Source organism: Halomonas sp. MS1, from assembly GCF_024182575.1.
GTDB lineage: Bacteria > Pseudomonadota > Gammaproteobacteria > Pseudomonadales > Halomonadaceae > Vreelandella.
In genome coordinates, this window is sequence record NZ_CP098926.1 from 3,380,852 (window position 1) to 3,405,589 (window position 24,738).

Sequence of the window (24,738 nt, forward strand, 5' to 3'; positions counted from 1 at the left end):
CGTTATTGTTCTTTCAGCCTATGCGCTTTACCCCCAGAGTCAACGTGGTCTGCTTACGCCGTTAGTCGTGCGTTACACCTGTAACGTCAATCTGTAAACGGCGTGACAGGTGTACGGCACTTTTGCTGTCTTATCTATTTGTCTGTATGTGAATAAATTATATATTTTTCAGTTGCTTATTTTTTATATGGTTGGTTTGGCACGGCAGCTGCTATGTATTGGGTGCATCACAGTTAACTCAACAATAACAAATGCACATGGAGTACCCGCTATGTCAAAGATAACGGCACAAGTCCAGCAAACCCCCACGGAGACTGTTCAAGCGTGGCTGCAGGATTTCGATACTGCCCTTCAAACCCAGGATATTGAGCGAGTGCTGTCTCTGTTTGGAGACGAGTGCTACTGGCGTGACTTTCTTACGTTTACCTGGAATTTAAAAACCTGCGAAGGCAAAGATGAAATTCAGGCCATGCTCAATGCCACGCTCAATAACGCACAGCCTACGGACTGGCAGTTAGACGGCGAGGCCACTGAAAACGGCGACATCTACGATGCGTGGTTTACTTTCAATACCGCGGTTGCCCGCGGTAAAGGCTATTTGCGTCTTAAAGAAGGCAAGTGCTGGACGTTGTTAACTACCATGCAAGCACTGAACGACTACCCTGAGCAGTGCAATCACCATCGTCCCAAAGGAGCTGAGCACGGTGCCAATAAGCAGCGTGAAACGTGGTTGGAGTCACGGGAGCGTGAAGAAGCGGAGCTGGGCTACACCCAGCAACCTTACTGCGTGATTATTGGCGGTGGCCAAGGCGGTATTGGTTTAGGTGCACGGCTCAGGCAACTGGGTGTGCCAACGATCATCATTGAGCGAAACGAGCGCGCGGGAGACTCCTGGCGTAAGCGCTATAAGTCACTCTGCTTGCACGATCCAGTGTGGTACGACCACCTTCCCTATATCCCTTTCCCAGATAACTGGCCGGTATTCGCCCCGAAAGACAAAGTGGGTGATTGGCTGGAAATGTACACAAAAGTGATGGAGCTCAATTATTGGAGTTCCACCGAGTGTCAGAATGCTAGCTACGACGAAGCCGCAGGTGAGTGGGTGGTTAAGGTTAAGCGCAACGGCGAAGAGATCACGCTACGGCCCAAGCAGTTGGTAATGGCTACCGGTATGTCTGGGATGCCGAATGTACCTAAATTCCCAGGGGCAGAAAACTTTGCAGGCGAGCAGCAGCACTCTAGCCAACACCCCGGGCCGGATGCCTATAAAGGTAAGAAATGCGTCATCGTGGGCTCTAATAACTCGGCCCATGACATTGCCGCCGCGTTATGGGAGCACGATGCCGATGTCACCATGCTCCAGCGTTCATCTACTCATATTGTGAAGTCAGACTCACTGATGGAAGAGGTGTTAGGACCACTTTATTCGGAAGAGGCTGTGGCGAATGGCTTAACCCATGAAAAAGCCGATCTAGTGTTTGCTTCGATTCCGTACAAAGTATTACCGGATTTTCAGCGCCCCGCTTTTGAAGCGATTAAAAAGCGTGACGCCGAGTTTTACCAAAAGCTTGAGAGCGCAGGCTTTATGCTCGATTTCGGCGACGATGAATCTGGGCTGTTTTTGAAATATTTGCGCCGCGGTTCGGGCTATTACATCGATGTGGGAGCCTGTGATCTGGTGGCCAGTGGCGACATCAAACTGCGCAGCGGCGTGGGCATTGAGCGAATTAACCCTCACTCCATCACGCTGACTGATGGCAGCGAGCTTGATGCTGATTTGATTGTTTATGCCACCGGCTATGGCTCGATGAATGGCTGGGCGGCGCGGCTTATTTCTCAAGAAGTGGCCGATAAAGTCGGCAAGTGTTGGGGGCTAGGTTCCGACACCACCAAAGACCCGGGCCCATGGGAAGGTGAGCTGCGCAATATGTGGAAACCCACTCAGCAAGAGGCACTGTGGTTCCATGGCGGCAACCTACACCAGTCGCGGCACTACTCACGTTATTTAGCGCTGCAGTTAAAAGCACGCATGGAAGGGCTAGATACCCCTGTTTATGGCCTGCAACCAGTTCATCACTTGGGCTGAGCGTTTATACGAGTCGGTATACCGGCTCGGTTCAATTAATTAAAGAGGAGAGACGCTCATGCAATTGAATGGAAAGACTGCATTAGTCACCGGCGGAGGGCGTGGCATAGGCCAGGGCATTGCTCTGGCACTGGCAAAAGCTGGTGCGGATGTGGCCGTCGCCGACTTGGATATCGAAATTGCAGAAGAAACGGCTGCTAAGGTCGAAGCGCTTGGCCGTCGTAGTATTGCGCTACAGGTCGATGTTTCGTCCTCCGAATCGGTGCATATGCTGGTACAGGCGGTGCAAGAATATTTCGGACAACTAGATATTGCTGTCAATAACGCAGGAATTATCAGTATTCATTCGGTTGAGGAGCTGTCTGCGCAGGAGTGGGATCGTGTTATGGCGGTCAATGCCAAAGGTACATTTCTGTGTACACAGGCTGAGTTAGAAGTCATGCGGCCACGCCGATATGGGCGGATAGTTAACGTCTCTTCCATCGCTGGCAAGGTTGGGTTTCCTAATCTTTCCCATTATTCCGCTTCTAAGTTTGCGGTCATTGGCTTTACCAATGCTGTCGCTAAGGAAGTCGCATCCGATGGCGTGACAGTGAATGCGCTATGCCCTGGGGTCGTCGGCACTGGTATGTGGCGGGGAGAAGATGGTCTTGCTGGAAGGTGGCGCGAAGAGGGGGAAACTGAGCAGGCTTCCTGGGAGAGGCATCAAAAAACTTTACTGCCTCAGGGCGAAGCGCAAACGCCTGAGGATATGGGGCAACTGGTGGTCTATCTGGCTTGCGCCGAACACGTAACTGGACAAGCCATTGCAGTAGATGGGGGATTCTCTCTATGACCTATAGCAAAGACGAAAAGAGCACTATGCAGGCAGCGGTTTGGTATGCAGCGAAAGATCTGCGTGTTGAGCAAATGCCGATACCGACGATTAACGACCCTCATGAGGTAAAAGTTAAGGTGGCGGCGTGTGGTATTTGTGGTAGCGATTTGCACGAATACGCCGCTGGGCCGATTTTTATTCCGGTCGATAAGCCGCACCCCATTAGCGGTGAGCAAGCACCGATTATCATGGGGCACGAATTCGCTGGTGAAGTGGTTGAGGTCGGCGATAAAGTAACCCGGGTGAAAGTGGGGGATCGCGTCGCCATAGAACCGATTCTGTCACCTAACCAGAACGGTGCTTATCAGATGGAGCGCTACAACCTCACGCCACTATTGGGTTTCCATGGCCTTTCTGGTGGCGGCGGTGGCTTCTCGGAGTTCACCGTGATGGGGGAGCATATGGTGCATAAGCTGCCGGATGACCTCAGCTTCGAGCAAGGGGCACTGGTAGAGCCAGCGGCGGTTGCTTTGCATGCCGTTCGTCAAAGTAGTTTGAAGGCTGGGGATAGCGCAGCAGTATTTGGCGCAGGCCCGATTGGCTTAATGACCATCGAGGCACTAAAAGCGGCAGGCGCCGCTCAAATTTACGCCGTCGAGGTAGCACCTTCACGTAAAGCGAAGGCCGAAGCGCTTGGCGCTATCGTGGTGGATCCGCAGCAAGAAGATGCAGTGGCTAAGCTACAAATGTTGAGCAACGGTGGCGTTGACGTAGCGTTCGAAGTGACCGGGATTCCAGCCGTACTGAATCAGTCCTTGCACAGCACTCACGAAGGCGGAGAAGTGATCGTGGTCAGTATTTGGGAAGGGGAGGCCAGTTTCCATCCCAACGATCTGGTCATTAAAGAGCGTACCATGAAGGGCATTATTGCCTATCGCCATGTTTATCCGGCGGTAATGGCACTCATGCAGCGAGGTTATTTCCGCGCTGAAGATATGGTAACCCAGCGTATTCCGCTAGCAGATATTGTTGAAGAGGGATTCGAGGCGCTGTTGAGTGATAAAGCGCAGGTGAAAATAATCGTCACGCCATAGCGCTATACGGGCATCGACCAAAGGCCATCCTATGATGGCCTTTTTTTACACCTTTGGCGCATCGCGCTTATTGAAGTGGGAGGGGACCCGATCCATACTTCGATAACGTGATCGCTAAAATACACAGCACTAGACTACACTGCCAGTCAGCTAAGGCTTACTGGCATTATCCCCAAGCCCCATATAACAAAGCGGCCACCTCCCAAAGCGAGCGCCGCACGTCATTCCCGAGTCACCACACCGTCATTCCCGAGTGGGGTAATCGGGAATCCACCTTGACCTTGGCCTGCAGCAGCCCGAAACCCCAGGTCAACATGGATTCCCGCTAAGGGCCTGCGGGAATGACGAGGGCGGCTCGGAGGGCTGGGGGGAGTCACCGTCAGGCACTTATTAAACAAAAAAACCAGCCCATCGGCTAATGCCAGCTAGGCTTAACTGACTGTCATTAGCACTAGGCTACGTCTTTTTTTGGAATATCTTGGGCAGCGAATCAAGTTCGTTGAAGAAGGAGTCTGGCAGGTCAGGTATCGCCAGCTTCAAGGCGCTGACAGGGTCATTCATAAATTGCTCCATGTGTGATTCGCTAGCCCCTAGCCATGCGAAAAAGCGCTTTTCATGTGTCAATAGTTCCTGGATTAATTGCTCCACATTGCTGGCTGCTTTGGAGTCAGTTTCTGCCAATTTCTGGACTAATGGATGATCTTGGGCAATTTGTAGCGTTTTAGGCGTTCTAGAGCTGAAGGTGATGTACTGCTCCTTCAGATTTGGGCTTTTCAATCGATATTTTACGAAGTGAGTAGAATCAGTTGCCATGACAATATCCTTCTGCTGAAGTTGTTAAGCAGTGACCTGAATAAATGGATCCCACGAGTAGTAGCCCTGAACAATGTTGTCCCGATCTGTGAGCATAAAATTGAACGCGTAGGTAATTTCCCCTTCAGCAACCGCTTGTGCCGACCAAAAATAACTGTTGATTGTTTGAGTCACAGGGTGAAGAGGATCACCAGGAACAGGAAGCGGGGTTTTGACTTCTGCGACAACTGGATAAGGTGTTGACAGAATGTTCTGTTTTCCACCCACGGGTTCGTATTGGTACAGAATTGCTGAGTATGTCGCATTTGCAGAAAGTGATGTCTCTCGCCATCTGAGGGTGTCTAGTGTACGAGCAGTTACTTTTAGCTCCCCCGTTCCCTCCCCGAAGGCCCCATTGTCTTGCCGGACGATCAAGTAAATCATCGTTTCGTCAATCGGCGTTGGCTTGGATGGGGTTCCAGGGAGGTAGTTTGATGCGATGGTATCCGCGTCGACCGCCATCAATATATCGATGATTTGTGGCGTGGTGCTTCGTTCCATGCAGCATTCTCCTTGTTGTATTTGTCCTCTTGGTTGAAAGAGGTTCAGAGAATAAAATCAGTCAGTGATCTGAATGAAGGGATCCCACCAATAGTAACCCTGTACATTATTATCACGATCAACAATCATGAACTTGAAGTGGTAGGTTACATTTCCGGCTCTGGTGACCGTGCAGTTCCAGAAATAGTCATTGATCGTCTGGGTTGATGGATGAAGGGGATCAGAAGCAACCGGTAAGGGGGTATCTACCTCTACAGTTATGGGCTGGGGAGGGGTGATCAGGCCGTCGCTATTGGTCGAATCGAACTCATAAAGTATGGTTGAGTAAGTGCCGTTTAGCGTCAACGAAGTTTCTCGCCAACGAATAACGTCTAGTGTCTGGGCCGCAATGGTCAACTCCGCGCCGCCGTTTCCAGAAACCGCTTCGTCACTACGCACAATCATGTAGATAAAATTCGCGCTGGTAGCGATCTGCTGAGGGTTATCAGAGTCTGTATTAGTTCCGTACTTTTGAATGACTGACTCGGCATCAATAGCGATCAGTACATCAATGATTTTTTCAGTATCAGCCATCATGGTTCTCCTGAATTAGCGTTGCGTGTGTTATACGAAGAGTGGATCTCCGCCCAGCTGTAAGGAAATATTTGGGTGTACATAATCAAGCTTGAACGAGTCACTTCCCGTCCATTTGATAGGATCAACGGCATTAATCAAAAGCAAATCCACAGAAGGTGATGTCTCTTTATTGACCGACTCAATGGCACCTGTTGCAATTTCTGAAGCACCCAATAGCAGCCCAATCACAAGCCCACCGATCACGAGTGATGCCCCCTCCGTCAGAGGGGCGCAAATCAAGGCCACTAGGCCGACAATGATCGATATGATGATCTCGGTAACGACGACCCCCGGATCCTGGTGAACTGTATACTGCTGGTCAGTTGGTTGTGTTTGTACGAAATTGATGGTTTGCCCATTATTTGAGCTACCGAGATTTAGCGTGTACCAGTTGGTTGCGGTTGTCTCTGATGTAATGCCAAAAGTGATGTAGGTGCTGGTTGTGCTGGTTACGATGAATGTTTCTCCATCGGTTTCTACTGTAAGGGATGTGAGTATAGGGTGATAAGTTGAACCATCATGTTCAACTGGAGGCATATCCACTGATACCCCCTGATCCAGATAAAGTTTGGTTTTATCATTGCTCATCAGGAAGTTATCGCTATTCAGCCCAGGGTAGGCAACCATGATGGCGGGTCGTACCAGATCGTATAAGGTTCTTTCCTGGGAGACGAGAAAACCGGCTTCGCTATTCGCTGGGATGGCATTAGGAGAAACCTGCTCGCTCAACGATTGCCCGGTTCGATCACCTGTCATCGTCAGCACGCCAAGAACGCTGTCGCTTAGCGAATTGCCATCTAGGTAAGCGTACTCTGTATAATTTGGTGTTACGAACCCCCACTGTCCCTGGTCAATCATTCGGTTGAGATCAACCACTGAAAATACATGGTTGAACTCGCTTAAATTAGCGCAGATCCAATCTAAAAGGGCTTGGCCAAATACGGCCTGAGTGACACTTCCAGGGTTGGGGGTGAGTGATACCTCTCCCACCAAAGCGGCTACTGGAGTTGAGGCATTGTCTGAGCTGGTTTTTGCAACCAGAGCAACCAAGTTCGATGAGTCGTCATTCGCGGCACTGTGGGGAATGTAGTGAAGGTTGATTTCTATCGTTGCGTTGCCAGCATCAACGGTAACCTTACTGCCACTGGTGTAGTCAACAACGATGTTGCTCATGGGGATGGAAATACGGATGTTTTTGCCATCCCCACCCATACAGACTTGCCAGTCCGAGAAATCAGCGGAGGCTGTGTAAGAACCTTCTGCCGTAACCGAGAAGCTGTGCGGTGATGACTGCTGATCCACAATGGTTTTATTGACGTCAGGAATCGGAATAGCAAAAGCGGTATCCCAATTATAGGTATTTGCGGCAGCATTTTGGGTGGACATGGCTGCTTTCCTTTGTCGCTGTTTACTTGGTTTTCAGGCCAATTTGTAAAGAATCGGCGAGCCATGCTGATTTGAGCTCATATCCATTGACACCAGGGAAGGTATAAGGCGCGATGGCATCGTTGGCAAACTCGTCAAAGCCAGGCACGTTTTCCCAATCGTTTTTGTATACAGACTCCAAAATAGCCGCCACGGTCATTTCAACACCATACGCTGCAGTCAAAGCTGCTGTGACACCACCGAATACTTTCCAGCGAGTCGAATTGAAAGCATTTTTGATCCGCGTCATTCGCCCTGTAGCTTGTTCAGCACCATTCGCCAGCGCATCTTCTTCGTTGGCGACATTTTGTTCTTCGCTCTCGCTGTCCTCACCAAGTGCACTGAAAAAGCTTTCTTCATCAAGAAGGGCCGAGCCTTCATCAACACTGGCAACTGTCACTTCTGCAGAGGCAGCAAGGCCATCCACAACCGGGCCAATAACAGCAATCAAGGCGAGGGACGCGGTGACCGCTCCCATGACAATTTCAAAGTCTATTTCGGCTTGGGTTTTTGTGACATTGACCGTCATATTGCGTACGGACTGGGTGAAATTGAAAATCTGTTTCGTGTCTCCGGAAGACGTCGTGACCGTTTTCAGACCTAGGCTCACCTGCTCGGTATAATTAATATGGACGTCGTATTGCCAACTTTGGTGGTAGGTTAAGTCAATGAATTTGATTTCCAGAAAACTGTGTTCCAAACTCATTTCAAACTGATTAGCTTCAATGGTGACTTGGGTGGCGGTGTATAATTCGAGTTTGCCGTCATTGAGATCTACGATGTACTCATCCCCGTTACCGCTTAGGAACCATTGACTTCCCTTGATGTTGACTTTAACTGAATCGTTTCGGAGGTCAGGGTTATAAATATATCCATACTGGCCCTGAGTCCTGAAGGCATTTACCAGCCCCTCAGGGAGAATCCCTTCGTCTAGTTGAGAGGAATAACCGTCGTCTGCCGTTGTGGCAGACGGGTCGTCATCCATCTTGAAGTAGCCGTAAGTCAACTTATTGACGTTTTTTACAGACAGACCATCATTAAATGTAGTGAAATCCTCGTCTGTCGCCTCGTCAAAGAGGTTCTTGGCACCCGCTAGGATCATATTCTTCACAAAGTTCGGGCCGCTAATCAGCAAGCCTGTATCGGCCCCGTTGGCATCCTCGCCTCTTGGAATGGCATTAGGTGACACCTGGTGATTTGATCCGGGAGTATTGTTCTGAATCATCGTCAATACACCCATCACCGAACTTTCCATGGTCTGCTCGTCCACCACGGCATAACTGGTGGCTGTGGGATCAATCCAGGTATAGTTGGGAGACTGGCCGAGCTGGGGAGTCAGATCTATTACTGAGAAAACGAAGTTAAAATAGCCAATATTGGTATTGAACCACTCACTAAGAAGCTCTGGTAATACCGCGTTACCGATACTGCCAGCATCTGGTGGATTGACGATGTTCATAACGACGACGGCAGCTGTTCCGCCAGCTTCCTGACTAAGGGCACGAAGCTGGCTCTGGAAGGAATCAGTGTATTGATAGACAGAGAGAAACTTATCCTGATCCTTGTCTTCACTATAAAACATGTAATAGAAAGAGCTGTCCTCCGCGGTCACCACCCAAGCGGCGCCTGGCGTAACGGTAGACAGCGCAGAATTACTGCTAATCGTGACACCGTTAGTTGCAAAATCCTCGATAAGCGCAGCATCCACAACGCTATTATCGAGATCGGCAACGATGGCACCAACCCCTTCGTTGATCACAAAAGCCTTCTGGTCTGGGTCTGGAATCCAATCCATATTAATTTGGATAATAACGCTCATCCCAAGCCCATCCAGTGAGTAACTTTGGCCACCTGCTAGGTAGTTACCACCAGAAACTGGAACGCTCATATTGATGTTCTTGCCATCGCCTCCGGTAGACAGCTGCCAAGCGTCCAAACTGGCTGTGAGTTGGTAGCTTGGATCATCGCTGGCTGACTGTGAGATGTTCTTGGCTCTATCATCAACACTGCTCCAGTTGTCAGTAAGTGCTCGGTTGGTCGTGTCAAAATGTAGTGCTACAACGGTATCCCAATTGTATGTCTCGGCAACCGCACGGGCGTCAATTTCCTTTACAGCAGCTGGGGCAAGTGAAGTGCTATCGGTCATGGTATTTCTCCTTCGTCACTGTATGAGTATTCACTCCAACTTATGCTCAGATCAGCTAAGAGGGGTGGTCAGGAAAGGTTTCCACGAAAATAGAGGGCTCCGTCTAGGCCTCCCTCGGTCAAGCTGAACGACTGGCCATCAATTTGCCAGTCGAGGAGGCTGGCTACGTTGACGACATCGTTATCAAAAGTTGATTGTACGGCGGCGTTAATATTAGCCATGCCCACAGCATTCACTTGGTCGCCATAATGGTTGACCGCATCGGTTATATCGGCAATCAGACCGGGGAGCGTTAAACCTAGCCCAACGAGGATGATGTAGTCATACCAAGGAATATCCTGATCATGCGTCGTCTGTGGGCTAGGGTCTTCTTCAAAAGTCATCACCCCGGTCGAATAATTTAAAGAAAGCGGATTGACAGTTTTTGACGTCCAGCTATAAGTGGCATCTGGCAAGTCGGCTAGACCAAAAAGGAAGGTAAGTGGGCCGCCGCCAGCAGAGGATGTCTGGAGTCCGTCACCAGCATCGGAAGGCCAAAGAGAAAAGGAGTCGGTGTTGATATTGTCGCCATCAATCTGCGCATCAAACGCCCCATTACTAGAAATAACCGAATGCTGGTTGGTTTGGTGTACAGAAAATGTTCCCTTGGGAAAGGTGTCTTCAATGCCGGGCAATAGCGTGTTTTTAAAAAAAGCTTGTTGAGAAATCAGTGCAACAGCGTTACAACCAGACGTCAGCGCTGTGGAATCAAACGCAGGGGTGGCAGGAAATGGCGAATCATCGAGCATCGACAGAAAGCAAAGTGCTTCAATATCACCAGATGCAACAAAGTATTGCCACTTATATGGGCGTAACCATGTGGTCGCCCCAGCAGGCACCGGAACGACACCTGCGAAGATGTACTGCAGATTATCCCGGCTTTCATAAAATGCTTGTTGCGCAATTTGTTTTAGCATGCCGGTGGCGGCACTTGTCATTTGTCCTGATGGGTCTGTTACAGTGAGAATAGCGATATAGCCGGGGTCATTGGGTGTGCTGGCTTCGGAGGGAGAGAAGACTAAGCTGGTCAGAGAGCCTTCGCCATCGAGTTCTTGTTGATTTCCGGGCCCAAGCCAGCCGAGCGTAATTTCCACCAGCAGTGAAACCCCAGTCATATCCCAACTGCCATTAACGCCTGGCAGGCCCGATATACTCATAAAACCTTCTTTAATCGGTATATTGAGCTTCATTAATCTGTTCTGCCCCCCATCTGCCATGCTCCATACGCCGAGGTTGACATTAATAGTGGTAATAGCACCTGTGACAGAGTCATGGTCTGTATAAACAAGGGGCATCGAAACCGATGCAAGGTTGGTACTCATGATGTCATTGACCTTGTCTTTGGTCAGTGCATAAGAGTAGTCGTACTGATAGGTATCCATGCACACTCCTTTATTGTGACCGACTCTTTTTTATCTCTCACGCCACATAAGTAAAATTAATCAAATGCTTAGTTAGGTAAGCCTTTAACAATCGATAAGGTTCTTCGAAAATGTAACAGAGTGAAAGTAAGATGTTATGTGTATCAATAAAAACTTATAAGAGAAATAAAGTAGACATAAAAAATTATTTTTCGCCCTAATGAGAAGACCCGAAATGCTTAGAATAAAGCTGTTTGAACAGACAGTTACCTCCGCAGGGTTAAGTAGCTGCCGATTAGAATTCTGGTGATTCCAAATAGTTAAAAAGTATTAAGAATTAGCGTAGACCATCTTATTGCATTTTCCAGTGTTTTGTCTTTGCATTATTAAATTTAGTTGGTGGTAATGATTTATCTTAAAAATAACAGCCAATTAGGATGAGGGTTGTCTTGAAAGTTTACTGAAATTAGTGCTTGGTCAACGTGTTTCCAAGAGTATATTTTGTATTCAAGTGATTTAGAAATAAGGAATTTTTGAGATTGAAGATGCCCTCGAGGACAATCGTTTCAATTAAGTCACCGCAAATGCCTTATGGTTGGGGAGCACTGGGCAGGGGATACGTTGGTGGTTAAATGTTTGCAGCCTAAGCAATGATATCGGGGCAAGACAATTTACCGTTATATGGTGCGTTTTTTGCTAACCCGAGGGCCTAGCTGAACGGCTCTATGCATAATTGTGGGGTTAAATTAATTATTGGCGCGAGAATAGACATTTTGAGTGTTATCTTGAAAGGATGTGCGGGTTGATTTAAGTTGATGATTATAAAGTGATAGTTATCAGAGAAGGCCGAGTGTAAGTGCAGAATAATTGTCTAATCAGCGACAAAAGATGAATTAATGCATACATTTTACTAATCAAAACGATCTAAGCAGCATTGCTGCGTGAATGACGCTATCCATTACCTAAGAAGAGGGTGTTGCCATGGTAAAGGGTGAGCAAGCAAGGCTACAGGCGCTGCGCCAACTAGCGCTTTTGGATACCCCGCCAGAAGAGCGTTTCGATAGAATTGTTCGGCTGGCAATTCAGTTTTTTGGTGTAGAGGCTGCGCTGGTAACGTTAGTCGATGAAGATCGCCAATGGTTTAAATCCCGACAAGGGATCGCGCTTACCCAAACGTGTCGCACAGAGTCGCTTTGTGCCCATACCATTCAGGAAGAAGGAATTTTTGAGATTGAAGATGCCAGCCAAGACAGTCGTTTTAAAGACTTTGTTTTGGTAAAAGTACATAGAGGCATACGCTTCTACGCGGGCATACCAATGACAACGGTGGATGGCTTCAGGATAGGAACGCTTTGTATTATTGACTCCGTGCCACGGCGTTTAAATGAGCAGCAGCGTCAGGTGTTAAAAGATTTAGCAGCATGTGCTGAAGACGAGATCAACCGATCACGCTAGAAGCACTTCTCTGCTCAACGTTAAACGGAATTTCCAATTGAGCGATTCGTTATGAGGCAAAACCAACCTGTCATGCGCATAGATGGTGCGCTTTGGCATTGGCAACAACGCCTTTCGATAAGTATTCAGTTTTAATTATTAATAAGACATTGTTTTTAATCATTAAAAATTAAATTGGCACGCAGTTCGCTATATATTAGGTAAGAAGCAAATGAACAGAGTTACCGGCGTTAAATGGGTGTCTCTTCCTTCTTTGCTACATCGCCCCGACAGAGATCGGTAAGCGATACACTGAGTGAGCTGGCGTGCTCCACCTGGGTCCCCTTCGGGGGACTTTTTTTATGTCTGTCCTTTGTGCTTGACTTTTATAACCAATTCTGTTTTTCGGCAGTGCTTGATATGTAAAACTTATATTAAAATAACACAATAAGTTTGGAAACGCTGTTCGATTGGTATATATTGTATAGGTAGCTGGAGTTACCGGCACCAATCCCGAGTAAGATGTAAGAGGATGACCCTGATGAGTAAATTAAAATTAGTTTCTGCTGCTGTTCTTACCGCTAGCGCATTGATCGCCAGCCAAGCAGCACTCGCTTACGAAGCAGGTGACGTTTTCGTACGTGGTGGTGTCGCCCAAACGGATACGGGTTCTGGAAATGGCAATGTTGGCGCGGCAGACCTAAACGTACAAAGCGCGCGAGGATTTACGTTTGGCGCGGGTTACCTGTTCACCGATAAGCTTGGCGCTGAACTGAACAGCTCCGAGAAGTTTGAACACGACCTCAACACCAGTCCTGGTGGCAGCGCAGGTAGCGTAGACCGCCTGCCGATTAATCTGTTGGTTAACTACTATCCGATGGGCGGTTTAGACTCTAAAGTTCAGCCTTATGTAGGCGTTGGCTTGAACTATACTCGCTTCTCAGGCGAGCCCACAGGCTTAAGCGTTGATGAAAGCTATGGTGCGATCGGTCAGGCGGGGGTTGATTTAGCGGTTACCGATAACATCATGTTAAACGGTTATGTTAGCTATGCAGACGTGAATGCCGACATCAATGCAGGTGGTAACAAGGTTGGTAAAGTAAACATGGAACCCGTTACTATCGGTGGTGGCGTCACCTACCGCTTCTAACGAGAAGTGCGCAGGGTGATCTTGCCCGCGATCTGATAGTCGCCCGGCCTGGGGAGTTAATCCTTGGGTCGGGCGTTTTGTTGATCAGGGGGTCAAGTTTTTGAAGCCACTCTCTGTGACAACGACGTTATCTTCAATACGGATGCCGCCACAGTTGGCTAACGAATCAACGACTTTCCAGTTAATCGGTAGTGCCTTGTCGCGCAATGGGGCCAGCAGCATAGGGATATAGTAGAACCCAGGCTCTATCGTTACTACCATGCTAGGGCGCAGCGTACGGGTTAAACGTAGCGCTGGGTGCTGCTCAGGAGCGGGTGAGGGCGTTCCATCTGGATGGCGAAGCCCTGCCACATCATGAACCTGCAGCCCCAACGAATGCCCTAAACCGTGTGGGCAAAAAGCTCGCGTGATTCCCTCATCAATTGCCTGTTCTGCGCTGCCCTGAAAAAGGTCATTGGCAATAAGGATATCTGCCAGCAAACGATGCATTTGCTCATGTAGCGCAATGAACTCGACGCCTGGAGCAACGCTTTCCACTAGCGTGTCTTTTACCTGGTGAATACCGTCAATTAAATCGCGATAGATGCCTGGCGCGTCAGGGCCTGCATAAGTGCGTGTAATATCTGCGCAGTAACCGCGAAAACGGCGACCAGCGTCAACCAATAGGCTATGTCGTTGCGTAGGGCTATTTAGATCATAGTGTTGGTAGTGCAATACGCCCGCATGATCATTTAGCCCAATAATGTTCTGATAGGGGACATCAGACTCCCGCTGTCTGCTGGCAGCCAGGTAGGCCAGCTGAATATCTAACTCCGCTGATGCGCCAATAAAAGCAGCCTGCGCGGCTTGATGCCCTGCGATGGCAAGCCGGTTGGCTTCGCTTAAACAGGCTATTTCATAAGCGGTCTTCAACATGCGCAGTTCATCGAGGGCCCTAACCAGCGGTTCGGGCTGATACTGCGCGTCTAGTGCTAGGCGTGTGGTGGCCTCAATATCACCGATCACTGCCGCGCGACCCGCTAACGTTGGTGTGGTCTTTTCGCTGCACAGGTGGATATCAAACTCAGTTACCCATGGCTCTTCAGGCAGGCGAGTAGGCAAATGCCAGAAATCTGCTGGCGCATACAAATACAGCTGCGGGCGCTTGCCGGGTTGAATCACCAGCCAACTGTGCTGAATATCGGCCATGCCTACCCAGTGCATAAAATGGCCGTACGTTTGGAAGGTTGGCGTTTGGTCGTCGCCAAAGTGTGCACTGGCGTGGCCGCTATAGATGGCTAAGCTATCGAGACCGTGTCTGGTCAACAGGTCTGCATAGGCTTGCTGTAAATGCGCTAAGTGTTTGCGCTGCAAGTTAAACAAAGAGGCTGACATGCAGGTGGTGTCCTTTTATCAATGGCGGCTTGGCTAGTGGCTCAGGGTACGGTATCAAGTCGGGCTAGTGCTTTAACTACGGGCTTAACTGCGTGGTGGAGCAAGCTCACTCCACAGGCTATCCAGCTCTGCGTGATGCTGGTTTTGGTGCCGATATAGTCGTAGCTCCATCGGGACATCCCAGCGGCTATCGCCGGCTCTGATTAATGTGCCGTTGGCGAGCTCAGCGGCTATATTGCGTTCGGGTAACCAGCTCATGCCGTAGCCGAGCAGCACTAGCTCTTTAATACCCGCCGCATAGAGGTTTTCACTTTGCGCCGTGAGGTAGGTGCTCTGCGGTAAGCGAGCGAGATGCGCCTTTACCGCTGAGCCCAATAAGCCGCGTTTTGGATAGGCCAGACAAGGCGCGGGTTGCTGGCGCGAGCCGGGTAGCAACGCGCAAGGTGTGCCATTCGCATCGAGGCCTGTGACAGGAATCAAGCGCTCGTGGCCAATGATCCGATACGTGCAGGCACTGGTATCGATATCTAAATCGCAACGTCCGATTGGCCAATAGCAGATAGCAAGATCGCACTCTGCCCGACCAAGTGCTTGAAAATAGTCGCTCGCCGCCCACCCGGTTGCTCGCAAATAGGGCTGTATGCGCTCTTGCCAACCCGTAGCAGCGAGCCATTCTGGCAAGAACTGCGGGAGTAAGCTCTGTGGAGCAGCCACCATGATACGGCGCTGCTGTCCGGCGCTGATTTCTCGCACGCGGTCACGGGTTAAGCGCACACGATCGGTTACCTGTTCGCACAGTGTCAGGAACTCCTCTCCCGCCGGGGTTAGCGAAAGTGGCAACGTCTGCCGGTTGATCAGCGTCACGCCCATCTCTTCCTCTAGCAATTTAATGCGCCGGGAAAAGGTGGGCTGTGTGACGTGCTGTTCATCCGCTGCGCGAGAGAAGTGTCGCGTTCTGGCCAGGGCGATAAAGTCTTCTAGCCAGCGAATTTCCATGCCTTACCTCGTCGTCCTGCCAAACGTGATGCTGTCGTTAAAATTGGCGTCATAGCCGGCCTTCTTCAACAGCGTGGCACGCAACGCGAGTGCCGTCACCCTGTGTTTGCAGGGTAGGGATTTCCTGATGACAGCGGGCGTTGGCATGGGGGCAACGGCCATGGAAGACACAACCGCTCGGTAAGTTGACCGGCGTGGGCACTTCTCCGGTAAGACGAATATGCTGGGGGCGGTCATCTTTTAAGCGGGGAATCGCGGATAGCAGCGCCTGGGTATAGGGATGGCGCGGTTTCGCAAATAGCGTTGCCGTTGTGGCCACTTCACACACCGTGCCTAAATACATCACCGCTACGCGGGTACCAAAGTGCTCCACAACCGCCAAATCGTGAGTGATAAATAGATAGGTTAGGTTACGCGCTTGCTGTGCTTCCATCAGCAGGTTGAGCACTTGCGCCTGAATGGAGACATCCAGTGCCGAAATGGGCTCGTCGGCAACAATAAACTCAGGATCAACGGCTAGGGCGCGTGCTATGGCGATACGCTGGCGTTGGCCACCGGAAAATTCGTGCCCAAAACGCTTGCCCCAATCGGGGTCTATCCCCACCGACCTCATAACGTCTTGGACCTTGTCGAGTATCTTCTCTCGGTTCCAGTCTGGGTGGTGCAAACGCAGCGGTTCTTCCAGCGTTTGTTGAATCGTCATCCGTGGGTTAAGCGAGGCATAAGGATTTTGGAAAATCATCTGCATGCGCTTGCGATAAGGTAATAACTGGCGAGAGCTCAAATTATCAATGCGCTGCCCGTCATAGCGGATTTCACCCTCTGTGGGGGTGAGTAAGCCCATTACCGTGCGTGCCACGGTGGACTTACCGCAGCCAGATTCACCGACCACGCACAGTGCTTCTCCGCGTTTGATATCAAGGTTAACGCCATTAATCGCGTGTACATGCTCTTGATGACGCACCAGCTTGCCGCCTTTAAAGCGCAGCTGTTCCAAAAAATCCCCTGATAATGAAAAGCGCTTCTTAAGGCCACGAATTTGTAGTAACGATTCGCTGCTCTCTTCATTTTGCGTGGGCGCAGCGTGGCGAGTTTCGACCTGAGCACTCATTGTGTTTCCTCCTTCAGGCGACGATCTTCAAGCATTTCAGCCACCATATGGCAGGCGACACGGCAATTGCCGGATTCGACAAATTCAGGCACTTGCTGGGTGCAGGCAGGCCGTGGTTGACCATCTGCCCTATTGATGAAGTCGCAGCGAGGATGAAACGCGCAGCCGCTAGGTAAGTTAGAGAGTGATGGCATGCTGCCACGGATCTGGTTGAGCTTTTCACCTGGGGTCGCCATTTGCGGTAACGCGTTGATCAGCCCTTGGGTATAGGGGTGCTGAGGATCGTTGATAATTTCCCGTGTGAGGCCTTGCTCAATAACGCGACCGGCGTACATAACCAGCATGCGCTGGGTGACCTGACTCACTACCCCCAGGTCGTGGGTGATGAGAATCAGACCCACGTTGTGCTGTTCGCATAGCTCAAGCAACAGCGCCATGATTTCCGCTTGGATGGTCACGTCCAGGGCGGTAGTCGGTTCATCGGCAATGATAATATCGGGATCGAGCAGTAGGGCGATGGCGATAATAATACGCTGACGCATACCGCCAGAAAGCTCGTGGGGATATTGATCCAAGCGTGTTTCTGGCGATGGGATTTGTACCTGTTGCAGCTTGTCCAGGGCAATCGCGCGGGCTTCTTTGGTGGAGATCCGTCGATGGGCTTTTAAACACTCGACCATCTGCTCACCAATCGAGAGCACGGGGTTCAGCGTCATCATCGGATCTTGGAAGATCATCGAGATGCGGTTGCCGCGTATTTTGCGCAGGCCGCGCTCAGACATGGTGTTAAGCGTCTGGCCTTCAAACGTTATGCTGCCACCCGCTATAAAGCCGGGTTTGGCGATTAGGTTAAGTAGCGAGAAGGCAGCCACGGATTTACCCGCGCCAGATTCGCCTACGATGCCTAAGCGCTCGCCGCGCTCCAGGGTGAAATTGACATCGCGTAGAGCGCGCACTTCACCTTGGCGAAGGGCAAAACGTACATCGAGTTGAGAGACTTCAAGTAGTGCCATGGTGTCCTCAGCCTTTATAGAGTCGTGGGTTCATGACATCACGTAGCCAATCGCCCAATAGATTGATAGACAGCACCAGCACAATGAGTACTGCTCCAGGAATTAGGGTGATCCACCAAGACCCCGATTGGATATAGTCAAAGCCCGATTTGATGAGTGACCCAAGCGATGGGTGGGTTTCGGGCATTCCCAAGCCTAAAAATGACAGCGCAGCCTCTGAAATAATCGCGTTGGCAATTTGCACCGTTGAGATAACAAAAATCGGCGACATGGTATTAGGCAGCACATGGCGGAACATAATGCGTTTGCTACGTAGCCCCATGACGCGTGCAGCATCGACGTACTCTTTGTTTTTCTCAGCCAGTACTGAAGCACGCACCGTACGTGCGTACTGTGGCCATTCGGCTAACCCGATAATCAAAATAAGCATGAGCACGGCATATTGGCTGTAAAACGCGCTGCCCATAGTGGCTTTCACTAGAGCGCCCACCACGATAGCGACCATCAGGGTAGAAAATGACAGCTGGATATCGGCCAAGCGCATTAGCAACGCGTCGACGCGGCCGCCTAGGTAGCCTGCCATTAAGCCGAACGTTACGCCGAGCAGTGCTTGAAGTATGACCGCGCCAAAGCCAATCAGTAGCGATACGCGGGTTCCGTAGAGAATAATCGACCACAAATCGCGCCCCTGGGCGTCGGTGCCTAGGCTGTAACGCTCATCGGTACCCTCAATCCAAAAGGGGGGCAGCTCGGACGACATAATGTCGATTTGAGCCAGATCATAAGGATCGGTAGGGGCTAGCAATGGGGCTGAAAACGCTGCGATCACTAAGCAAATAAATACTGCGAGGCACAGTTGAGCCGTGCGGTCGCGCTTAAAGCTGTACCATAAGTAAGAGTCGCGCAGGCGTTCCCAGCGGCTGGGTGCAGTCGTTGTTGTGGGCGTTGTCATGCGGGCTTACCTGTTAGTTTTACGGTGGGGTTAACGAAGCCGTAGATCAAATCCACAATGGTGTTCGTCACCACGAAAATGACGCCGACAATCATCAGGTAGGTAACAATCAGCGGTATATCGGCTCGGTTAATCGCATCAAGGAACATCAGTCCCATGCCCGGCCATTGGAAAACGGTTTCGGTCAAAATGGTGTAAGCCACCATGGTGCCGATCTGTACGCCGCCAACGGTGATAACCGGCAGCATGGTGTTCTTTAGCGCGTGCACAAAGTAAACGCGTCGCATTGAAATGCCTTTGGCTCGGGCATACTTCACGTACTCTGACTGCAGCACTTCCATCATTTCTGCGCGAATCAGGCGGATAAACAGCGGCAACATAATCGATGCGAGTGAAATCGCGGGCAATGCTAGGTGCTGTAAACCACTCCAGGTGGCTAAGTTAGTGTCCCAGTGGCCTACCACATGTACTAAATCATAGCCGCGACCAAACGACGGCATATTGCCTTCTGTCGATAGCAGGCCATTGAGCCAAGCTCCCCAACTGGTACTTTCAGGAAACGGCGTGATAGTGATGCCAATCGCAAAAATCTGAATCAATAAGATGGCGGTCAAAAACACCGGTATCGAAATGCCGATGATCGAAGCCCCCATAAAAAAACGTGATACAGGTGAGCGAGGTTTTATCGCGCTATAAACGCCAATCGGTACTGAGAAAAGCACAATAATCAGCGTAGCCGCAAACACCAGTTCAAGGGTTGCGGGCAAATGCCGGGCGATAACCTCCAGCGCAGGTTCACGATAAAAATAAGAGTCGCCAAAATCGCCTTGAACGGCGTTTTTCGCAAAGCGTACATACTGAACTAAAAACGGATCATTTAAGCCCAAGCGCTCGCGAATGGCTTCACGCTCGCTTTCGGGAACCGACTGACCGACCATCTGTTGTACAGGGTCACCCAGGTTATCCTGGATGGCGAAGGCCAGTACACTGATGACAAACATCACCAATATCGCGTGCATCAGGCGCTTGATTAAAAAAGCAATCATGGCGTACGCCACCTATGTCATAGGTTTAATAGAGAGTTAATTGCAAGTTAGGGCGAAGCCTATGATGAGGCTGTTAACCACATACAACGCTTCGTTCCCCAAAGCTTTGGGGAACGAAGCATCCTTGCACGTTTGAAAGTAAGCGTGGCAATTAGCGACTAATTACCAGATCACCTAGGTAGGGGAAGTCTAGGGCGTTAACAACCGGCTCGATATCAACGCCGTTAGCTGCACCATAGGCAAGGTTCTGCCAATGCAGCGTGATGTAGCCCACGTCTTCATAAAGCATGGCTTCGGCTTCACGCAGCATTTCATTGCGTTTTTCGAGATCGGTTTCGCTATCTGCCGCAGTCACAAGTGCGTCGATTTCTTCGTTGCAGTAGCTGCCGTAGTTGTACTGGCCAGCGCCAGTCTCTTCATCAATACAGAAAGAGAGGTACTGGAAGAAGTTGGCGGTGTCTTCGGTGTCAGCGTGCCAGCCAATCATCGCCATGTCGGAAGCGCGCTCATCGTACTCAGGCCAGTATTGAGCGAGGGGCATCGTGCGCAGATTAACGTTAATGTTAATTTGTGCCAGCATGTTTGCCACTGCTTGAGCGATCTGAGCATCGTTCACATAGCGGTTGTTGGGCGCGATCATGTCAACGCTGAACCCTTCCTCGTAGCCCGCTTCTGCCATCAGCTCTTTGGCGCGTTCAACGTCATAACGAGGCACTAAGTCAGGGTTGTGGCCGGAATAGCCTGCGGGAGAGAACTGGCTTGCAGGCGTGGCGAAGCCGCGCATTAAGCGGTCGGCAATACCCTCTTGGTTAATCGCCAGATCAACGGCTTGTCGCACACGTGCATCCTGGAAGGCTTCAACGCGCTCTTCGTTCATTTGGAAGCCAATGATGCGCGTACCATCCACTTCTACTAGGTTAGCGTTATCGGCTTCGCGAACACGGTCCAGATCGTTGGGCGGTACGGCATCGATAAAGTCAACGCCGCCTGACAGTAGTGCCGCCACGCGTGAGGCATTCTCAGCAATAGGGGTCAGGACAATTTTAGAAACGTTGCCTTCGCTTTCGGTATCCCAGTAATCCTCAAAGCGTTCAAAATCAACGCGGACACCTTGGCGGCGTTCAGTGATAATAAACGGGCCTGTGCCCGATGCATTTCGCGATGCAAATGAGTTGCCCGCTTTTACGATTTCTGCTTTTTCATTGCCGCTTTCCGTTTCTCCCGTGTAGAACTCGCTATCCATGGGGAAAATGTAAGTCGCAAGGTTGAGCAGTAGCGGGTAGGGCTCAGTGGTTGTAATTTCGACAGTGTAATCGTCAACTGCTTCGGCGCCTGCGACGGGCTCGAAAATAGCGCGATAATCGGGGCTCTCTTTGAGACGCTCAATGGTCCATACCACGTCTTTGGCGGTGAAATCGTTACCTGAGTGAAACTTGACGCCTTCACGCAGCGTCATGCGTGTCGTGGTTTCGTCTACCTGTTCCCATTCGGTCGCCAGGCGCGGCTCAAACTCGAAATCTTTTGTCCAACGTACCAACGGGTCAAACGCTAAGTGTGAGAGGCGCAACATGCCGCCAGATAACTGCTCGTGGATATCGAGGGTTTCAGGATCGGCAGAGTAACCAATGCGCAGGGTTTCTGCGCTCGCGGTCATGGGCAGCATCGTCGTGCCTGCAACCACAGCACCAATAACAGAAGCCAGTAGCGTTTTCTTAAACGTCATAATGTTTCCCTTTGTATTGTTTATTGTTCACTTTGCTGGCCAAAGCAAGTGTGTTTAAAAACAGTGTATTTAAAACTAAGTGCTCTTAAAAACCAGCAAAACAGACACGGTCAGCTTGTAAGCTGTTCTAACAATATTCTGTTCGCTATAAACATAGAGAGTGTGGGGCGCGTCATACAATCGAAATAATGAGAGGTATCATTCATCTGCTGAATGACTGGGCTGGGTACGGCCTTGCAAGGAGGGGAGGTTAGACGAAGGTGGAGGGAGTGTGAGCCGCTATTAAGGCGCTTTTGCTCAATAGCGGCATCTGTATAAATGTGTTTTAAGCAAAATGTTGGTGTAACCAGCGGTTAATGGCATCTGACTCGTAGAGCCACTCTTCCCGGCCGTCTTCATGATTAATTTTTAAGCAGGGAACTTTGACCTTGCCGCCGCCTTCTTGAAGGGCTTTTTTATGGACAGGGTCTAGCTGAGCATCGCGCAATTCGATCTTTAGGCCCAGCCGAGCGATCTCTTTGCGTACTTTGATACAGAAAGGGCACGTCCGGAACTGGTAGAGGGCCAAGTGTTCACAGGCAGCATCGACCTTAGCTTGTTCTTCCTCGGTACGCTCTACCGCTTTGGGGGTTGAAAGCTTCTCTGAGATCAACATGACGGGGGCTAGAATAAGGCGAACACCTCTGAAGAAATAGCGAATTAAAACGCGCATCGTAAGCTCCCTCGGTAGCACTGACACTGGTCAGCGATAGGATATGTATGAATGATCGTATTTAAGAGATCATGAGCAAAAAGGTAGCCGCATCCTGCATCAAACTGGGCGTTTTGTCACTTCTGAACGAGCTTAGGCGCTAGTTTTAAAGCCCAGACCTGCCTTGAACTAGATGAGCCAGTTAACGTTGCATGCTAGTCTCAGCAGCTTAGTTAACTGGTTGAGTAAGGAGCGCTTCACCTATGCGTCTGCATATTATGGGTATCTGCGGCACTTTTATGGGGAGCCTGGCTTTGCTGGCGCGGGAGTTAGGGCATCAGGTGAGCGGCTCAGATACGAATGTGTATCCTCCCATGAGTACCCAGTTGGAAGAGGCAGGGATCACCTTGATGGAAGGGTATCGCGCCGAAAACCTTGCTGATCAGCCTGCACTTGTCATTGTAGGAAATGCGCTATCGCGGGGTAATCCGGAAGTCGAGGCGCTGCTAAATAGCGGTTTGCCCTATACCTCAGGCGCTCAGTGGCTGGCTGAACATGTACTGCCTGGCAGGCAAGTCATTGCCGTTGCAGGTACTCACGGTAAGACCACCACTGCCAGCCTTTTAGCATGGCTATTGGAAAGCGCTGGCTTAACGCCTGGGTTTTTAATTGGCGGCGTGCCGCGTAATTTTGGCGTGTCGGCACGCTTAGGTCATCACGACAGTCCCTTTATTGTCGAGGCTGACGAGTACGATACGGCGTTTTTTGATAAGCGCTCTAAGTTTGTTCACTACCGCCCCCAGGTTGCGGTGATGAACAACTTGGAGTTTGACCATGCCGATATATTTCCTGACCTTGCTGCGATTGAACGCCAGTTTCACCATTTGGTGCGAACGGTGCCGAGCCAAGGCTGCTTGCTGGTTGCTGATCAACAGCCAGCGCTGGAGCGTGTTCTGGCAATGGGGGCATGGTCGTCGGTCGAGCATTTCGGCACGTTAGAGAGCAGCGAGTGGCAACTGCGTTTGGAACGTGAGGATGGTAGTCGCTTTCAGGTGCTTCACATCGGGGCAAACAGCGAAGAGGACGGCGTGGTCGAGTGGGCGTTAACCGGTGAGCACAACGCGCGCAATGCACTCGCGGCACTTGCTGCAGCGAGCCGTTGCGGTGTGAATCTCGCTCGCGCTTGTGCCGCTCTCGCGCGTTTTAAAACGCCCCGTCGGCGTCAGGAAATCATCGGTGAAGTGGACGGCGTACAAGTTATTGATGACTTTGCCCATCATCCAACAGCGATTGCAGCGACGTTAAAAGGGTTGCGCGCAGCCACCACCAAAGGGCGACTACTCGCGGTGATTGAGCCACGTTCCAACACCATGCGTTTAGGCGCTCTACGTGCTCGACTAAACGAGAGCGTTGCCGATGCGGATGCAGTGTTCTGGTTTCAACCAGTAGGGCTTGACTGGTCAATGGAGGCGTTAGTGGCTGAACAAGGCGAACGCGCTGAGCTATATAGCGATATCGATGCACTTGTTAAGGCGGTTGTTGCTCACGCGTCGCCACTCGACCGTATCGTTGTGATGTCTAACGGCGGTTTCGAGGGCGTTCACCAGCGTTTATTGAGTGCGTTGGCTGCCAAGGAGCAAACTGAGTGACAGACTTTAAACCTCCGGTGACGGTGGCGCTGACAGGTGCTTCAGGGGCGCAATATGGCCTGCGCTTGATCGACGTACTGGTGGCCTCAGGGCATGAAGTGTGGGTAATGATCTCCAAAGCGGCACACATGGTCATTTCCACTGAGACGGATGTGTCGTTACCCGCTCAGCCAAAGCGCTTAGTAGAGGCGCTTACTGAGCAGAGTGGTGCCAAGCCCGGTCAAATCCGCTGTTTTGGGCGTGAAGACTGGATGGCGCCCGTGGCATCGGGATCCGGTGCTCCCTCTGCGATGGTAATTTGCCCCTGCTCTACAGGTACGTTGTCAGCAGTCGCAACTGGCGCGAGCAATAACTTAATTGAGCGTGCCGCTGACGTTGCCATCAAAGAGCGGCGGACATTAGTCATCGTGCCGCGTGAAAGTCCATTTTCGCCCATTCACCTGGAGCACATGCTGGCGCTAAGCCGCCTGGGTGTCGTGATTTTGCCTGCGGCCCCCGGCTTTTATCATCGCCCAGAACGGATAGAAGATTTGATCGACTTTGTGGTCGCCCGGATACTCAATCAGTTAGGTATTGCCCACCGCCTTGTACCGCGTTGGGGAGAGGGGTATGAAACCACGTCGAACGATACAGATAACGAAGTAAACAACACGGAAGAGTAAT

At 50.6% G+C, this 24,738-nt stretch carries 21 protein-coding genes; 7 read left to right on the top strand and 14 right to left on the bottom strand.

Features of this window, described 5'->3' with window-relative positions; all coding sequences use genetic code 11:
• Positions 1 to 271: 271 nt before the first annotated feature.
• Genes NF683_RS15520 through NF683_RS15530 form a run of 3 tightly spaced genes read left to right on the top strand, consistent with a single transcriptional unit; the run spans position 272 to position 3,997 of the window.
• Complete coding sequence (locus NF683_RS15520; RefSeq protein WP_253920407.1) at positions 272 to 2,086, top strand: NAD(P)/FAD-dependent oxidoreductase; 1,815 nt, start codon at positions 272 to 274, stop codon at positions 2,084 to 2,086.
• A 58-nt stretch (positions 2,087 to 2,144) separates the two neighbouring features.
• The gene (locus NF683_RS15525; protein ID WP_253920408.1) at positions 2,145 to 2,921 is read left to right on the top strand and encodes an SDR family NAD(P)-dependent oxidoreductase; all 777 of its coding nucleotides are present in this window, start codon (positions 2,145 to 2,147) and stop codon (positions 2,919 to 2,921) included.
• Between the two features lie 26 nt (positions 2,922 to 2,947).
• Positions 2,948 to 3,997, top strand: coding sequence for a 2,3-butanediol dehydrogenase (locus tag NF683_RS15530; RefSeq protein WP_038486701.1), 1,050 nt, complete (start codon positions 2,948 to 2,950; stop codon positions 3,995 to 3,997).
• 456 nt (positions 3,998 to 4,453) lie between these two features.
• Here NF683_RS15530 and NF683_RS15535 read toward each other — a convergent pair whose 3' ends face one another.
• The 6 genes from NF683_RS15535 to NF683_RS15560 form a co-directional block, all read right to left on the bottom strand.
• Entirely contained in the window at positions 4,454 to 4,810 is a 357-nt protein-coding gene (locus NF683_RS15535) for a hypothetical protein (RefSeq protein ID WP_193067464.1), read from the bottom strand.
• A 24-nt stretch (positions 4,811 to 4,834) separates the two neighbouring features.
• A complete protein-coding gene (locus tag NF683_RS15540) occupies positions 4,835 to 5,350 on the bottom strand; it encodes an AidA/PixA family protein (RefSeq protein ID WP_089038077.1) in 516 nt (171 codons plus the stop codon).
• Positions 5,351 to 5,407: 57 nt separating this feature from the next.
• On the bottom strand, positions 5,408 to 5,926 hold the full coding sequence (locus NF683_RS15545; protein WP_253920409.1) for an inclusion body family protein: 519 nt from the start codon (positions 5,924 to 5,926) through the stop codon (positions 5,408 to 5,410).
• Between the two features lie 27 nt (positions 5,927 to 5,953).
• Positions 5,954 to 7,351, bottom strand: coding sequence for a TULIP family P47-like protein (locus NF683_RS15550; RefSeq protein ID WP_253920410.1), 1,398 nt, complete (start codon positions 7,349 to 7,351; stop codon positions 5,954 to 5,956).
• A 22-nt stretch (positions 7,352 to 7,373) separates the two neighbouring features.
• Complete coding sequence (locus NF683_RS15555) at positions 7,374 to 9,536, bottom strand: TULIP family P47-like protein (protein ID WP_253920411.1); 2,163 nt, start codon at positions 9,534 to 9,536, stop codon at positions 7,374 to 7,376.
• Positions 9,537 to 9,604: 68 nt separating this feature from the next.
• The gene (locus NF683_RS15560) at positions 9,605 to 10,957 is read right to left on the bottom strand and encodes a TULIP family P47-like protein (RefSeq protein WP_089038081.1); all 1,353 of its coding nucleotides are present in this window, start codon (positions 10,955 to 10,957) and stop codon (positions 9,605 to 9,607) included.
• A gap of 960 nt (positions 10,958 to 11,917) precedes the next feature.
• On the opposite strand from NF683_RS15560, the gene NF683_RS15565 reads away from it, so the two are divergent.
• Both NF683_RS15565 and NF683_RS15570 read left to right on the top strand, forming a co-directional pair.
• Positions 11,918 to 12,391 (top strand): GAF domain-containing protein, encoded by a 474-nt coding sequence (locus NF683_RS15565; RefSeq protein WP_089038082.1) that lies wholly within the window; start codon positions 11,918 to 11,920, stop codon positions 12,389 to 12,391.
• Positions 12,392 to 12,911: 520 nt separating this feature from the next.
• Complete coding sequence (locus NF683_RS15570; RefSeq protein ID WP_198361465.1) at positions 12,912 to 13,520, top strand: OmpW/AlkL family protein; 609 nt, start codon at positions 12,912 to 12,914, stop codon at positions 13,518 to 13,520.
• 84 nt (positions 13,521 to 13,604) lie between these two features.
• Here the strand turns inward: NF683_RS15570 and pepQ are convergent, their stop codons facing one another.
• The 8 genes from pepQ to NF683_RS15610 all read right to left on the bottom strand — a co-directional run bounded on the left by pepQ (position 13,605) and on the right by NF683_RS15610 (position 22,447).
• Positions 13,605 to 14,894: a Xaa-Pro dipeptidase gene (gene pepQ / locus NF683_RS15575; RefSeq protein WP_089038084.1), complete on the bottom strand. Its 1,290-nt coding sequence runs from the start codon at positions 14,892 to 14,894 to the stop codon at positions 13,605 to 13,607.
• An 84-nt stretch (positions 14,895 to 14,978) separates the two neighbouring features.
• On the bottom strand, positions 14,979 to 15,890 hold the full coding sequence (locus NF683_RS15580) for a LysR family transcriptional regulator (RefSeq protein WP_089038085.1): 912 nt from the start codon (positions 15,888 to 15,890) through the stop codon (positions 14,979 to 14,981).
• A 49-nt stretch (positions 15,891 to 15,939) separates the two neighbouring features.
• Positions 15,940 to 17,001 (bottom strand): ABC transporter ATP-binding protein, encoded by a 1,062-nt coding sequence (locus NF683_RS15585; RefSeq protein WP_253920412.1) that lies wholly within the window; start codon positions 16,999 to 17,001, stop codon positions 15,940 to 15,942.
• Positions 16,998 to 18,014, bottom strand: a complete 1,017-nt coding sequence (locus tag NF683_RS15590; protein WP_038483575.1) for an ABC transporter ATP-binding protein — start codon at positions 18,012 to 18,014, stop codon at positions 16,998 to 17,000. Before NF683_RS15590 ends, NF683_RS15585 begins: the two co-directional genes overlap by 4 nt.
• A 7-nt stretch (positions 18,015 to 18,021) precedes the next feature.
• A complete protein-coding gene (locus tag NF683_RS15595) occupies positions 18,022 to 18,966 on the bottom strand; it encodes an ABC transporter permease (RefSeq protein ID WP_089038087.1) in 945 nt (314 codons plus the stop codon).
• Positions 18,963 to 20,012 (bottom strand): ABC transporter permease, encoded by a 1,050-nt coding sequence (locus NF683_RS15600; RefSeq protein ID WP_253920413.1) that lies wholly within the window; start codon positions 20,010 to 20,012, stop codon positions 18,963 to 18,965. Before NF683_RS15600 ends, NF683_RS15595 begins: the two co-directional genes overlap by 4 nt.
• 151 nt (positions 20,013 to 20,163) lie before the next feature.
• On the bottom strand, positions 20,164 to 21,735 hold the full coding sequence (locus tag NF683_RS15605) for an ABC transporter substrate-binding protein (RefSeq protein ID WP_089038089.1): 1,572 nt from the start codon (positions 21,733 to 21,735) through the stop codon (positions 20,164 to 20,166).
• 325 nt (positions 21,736 to 22,060) lie between these two features.
• The gene (locus tag NF683_RS15610; protein WP_253920414.1) at positions 22,061 to 22,447 is read right to left on the bottom strand and encodes a glutaredoxin family protein; all 387 of its coding nucleotides are present in this window, start codon (positions 22,445 to 22,447) and stop codon (positions 22,061 to 22,063) included.
• A 242-nt stretch (positions 22,448 to 22,689) separates the two neighbouring features.
• Here NF683_RS15610 and mpl point away from each other — a divergent pair, with 242 nt between their 5' ends.
• Both mpl and NF683_RS15620 read left to right on the top strand, forming a co-directional pair.
• Entirely contained in the window at positions 22,690 to 24,075 is a 1,386-nt protein-coding gene (gene mpl / locus NF683_RS15615; protein ID WP_253920415.1) for a UDP-N-acetylmuramate:L-alanyl-gamma-D-glutamyl-meso-diaminopimelate ligase, read from the top strand.
• Positions 24,072 to 24,737 (top strand): flavin prenyltransferase UbiX, encoded by a 666-nt coding sequence (locus NF683_RS15620; protein WP_253920416.1) that lies wholly within the window; start codon positions 24,072 to 24,074, stop codon positions 24,735 to 24,737. Before mpl ends, NF683_RS15620 begins: the two co-directional genes overlap by 4 nt.
• Position 24,738: the final 1 nt, after the last annotated feature.

Excerpts from the sequence above, each read along its gene's own strand:
- NF683_RS15600 (WP_253920413.1), bottom strand. The coding sequence starts at position 20,012 with ATGATTGCTTTTTTAATCAAGCGCCTGATGCACGCGATATTGGTGATG.
- mpl (WP_253920415.1), top strand. The coding sequence starts at position 22,690 with ATGCGTCTGCATATTATGGGTATCTGCGGCACTTTTATGGGGAGCCTG.
- NF683_RS15555 (WP_253920411.1), bottom strand. The coding sequence starts at position 9,536 with ATGACCGATAGCACTTCACTTGCCCCAGCTGCTGTAAAGGAAATTGAC.
- pepQ (WP_089038084.1), bottom strand. The coding sequence starts at position 14,894 with ATGTCAGCCTCTTTGTTTAACTTGCAGCGCAAACACTTAGCGCATTTA.
- NF683_RS15570 (WP_198361465.1), top strand. The coding sequence starts at position 12,912 with ATGAGTAAATTAAAATTAGTTTCTGCTGCTGTTCTTACCGCTAGCGCA.
- NF683_RS15520 (WP_253920407.1), top strand. The coding sequence starts at position 272 with ATGTCAAAGATAACGGCACAAGTCCAGCAAACCCCCACGGAGACTGTT.
- NF683_RS15605 (WP_089038089.1), bottom strand. The coding sequence starts at position 21,735 with ATGACGTTTAAGAAAACGCTACTGGCTTCTGTTATTGGTGCTGTGGTT.
- NF683_RS15550 (WP_253920410.1), bottom strand. The coding sequence starts at position 7,351 with ATGTCCACCCAAAATGCTGCCGCAAATACCTATAATTGGGATACCGCT.
- NF683_RS15560 (WP_089038081.1), bottom strand. The coding sequence starts at position 10,957 with ATGGATACCTATCAGTACGACTACTCTTATGCACTGACCAAAGACAAG.
- NF683_RS15530 (WP_038486701.1), top strand. The coding sequence starts at position 2,948 with ATGCAGGCAGCGGTTTGGTATGCAGCGAAAGATCTGCGTGTTGAGCAA.
- NF683_RS15610 (WP_253920414.1), bottom strand. The coding sequence starts at position 22,447 with ATGCGCGTTTTAATTCGCTATTTCTTCAGAGGTGTTCGCCTTATTCTA.
- NF683_RS15545 (WP_253920409.1), bottom strand. The coding sequence starts at position 5,926 with ATGATGGCTGATACTGAAAAAATCATTGATGTACTGATCGCTATTGAT.
- NF683_RS15595 (WP_089038087.1), bottom strand. The coding sequence starts at position 18,966 with ATGACAACGCCCACAACAACGACTGCACCCAGCCGCTGGGAACGCCTG.
- NF683_RS15565 (WP_089038082.1), top strand. The coding sequence starts at position 11,918 with ATGGTAAAGGGTGAGCAAGCAAGGCTACAGGCGCTGCGCCAACTAGCG.
- NF683_RS15540 (WP_089038077.1), bottom strand. The coding sequence starts at position 5,350 with ATGGAACGAAGCACCACGCCACAAATCATCGATATATTGATGGCGGTC.
- NF683_RS15525 (WP_253920408.1), top strand. The coding sequence starts at position 2,145 with ATGCAATTGAATGGAAAGACTGCATTAGTCACCGGCGGAGGGCGTGGC.
- NF683_RS15590 (WP_038483575.1), bottom strand. The coding sequence starts at position 18,014 with ATGGCACTACTTGAAGTCTCTCAACTCGATGTACGTTTTGCCCTTCGC.
- NF683_RS15585 (WP_253920412.1), bottom strand. The coding sequence starts at position 17,001 with ATGAGTGCTCAGGTCGAAACTCGCCACGCTGCGCCCACGCAAAATGAA.
- NF683_RS15580 (WP_089038085.1), bottom strand. The coding sequence starts at position 15,890 with ATGGAAATTCGCTGGCTAGAAGACTTTATCGCCCTGGCCAGAACGCGA.
- NF683_RS15535 (WP_193067464.1), bottom strand. The coding sequence starts at position 4,810 with ATGGCAACTGATTCTACTCACTTCGTAAAATATCGATTGAAAAGCCCA.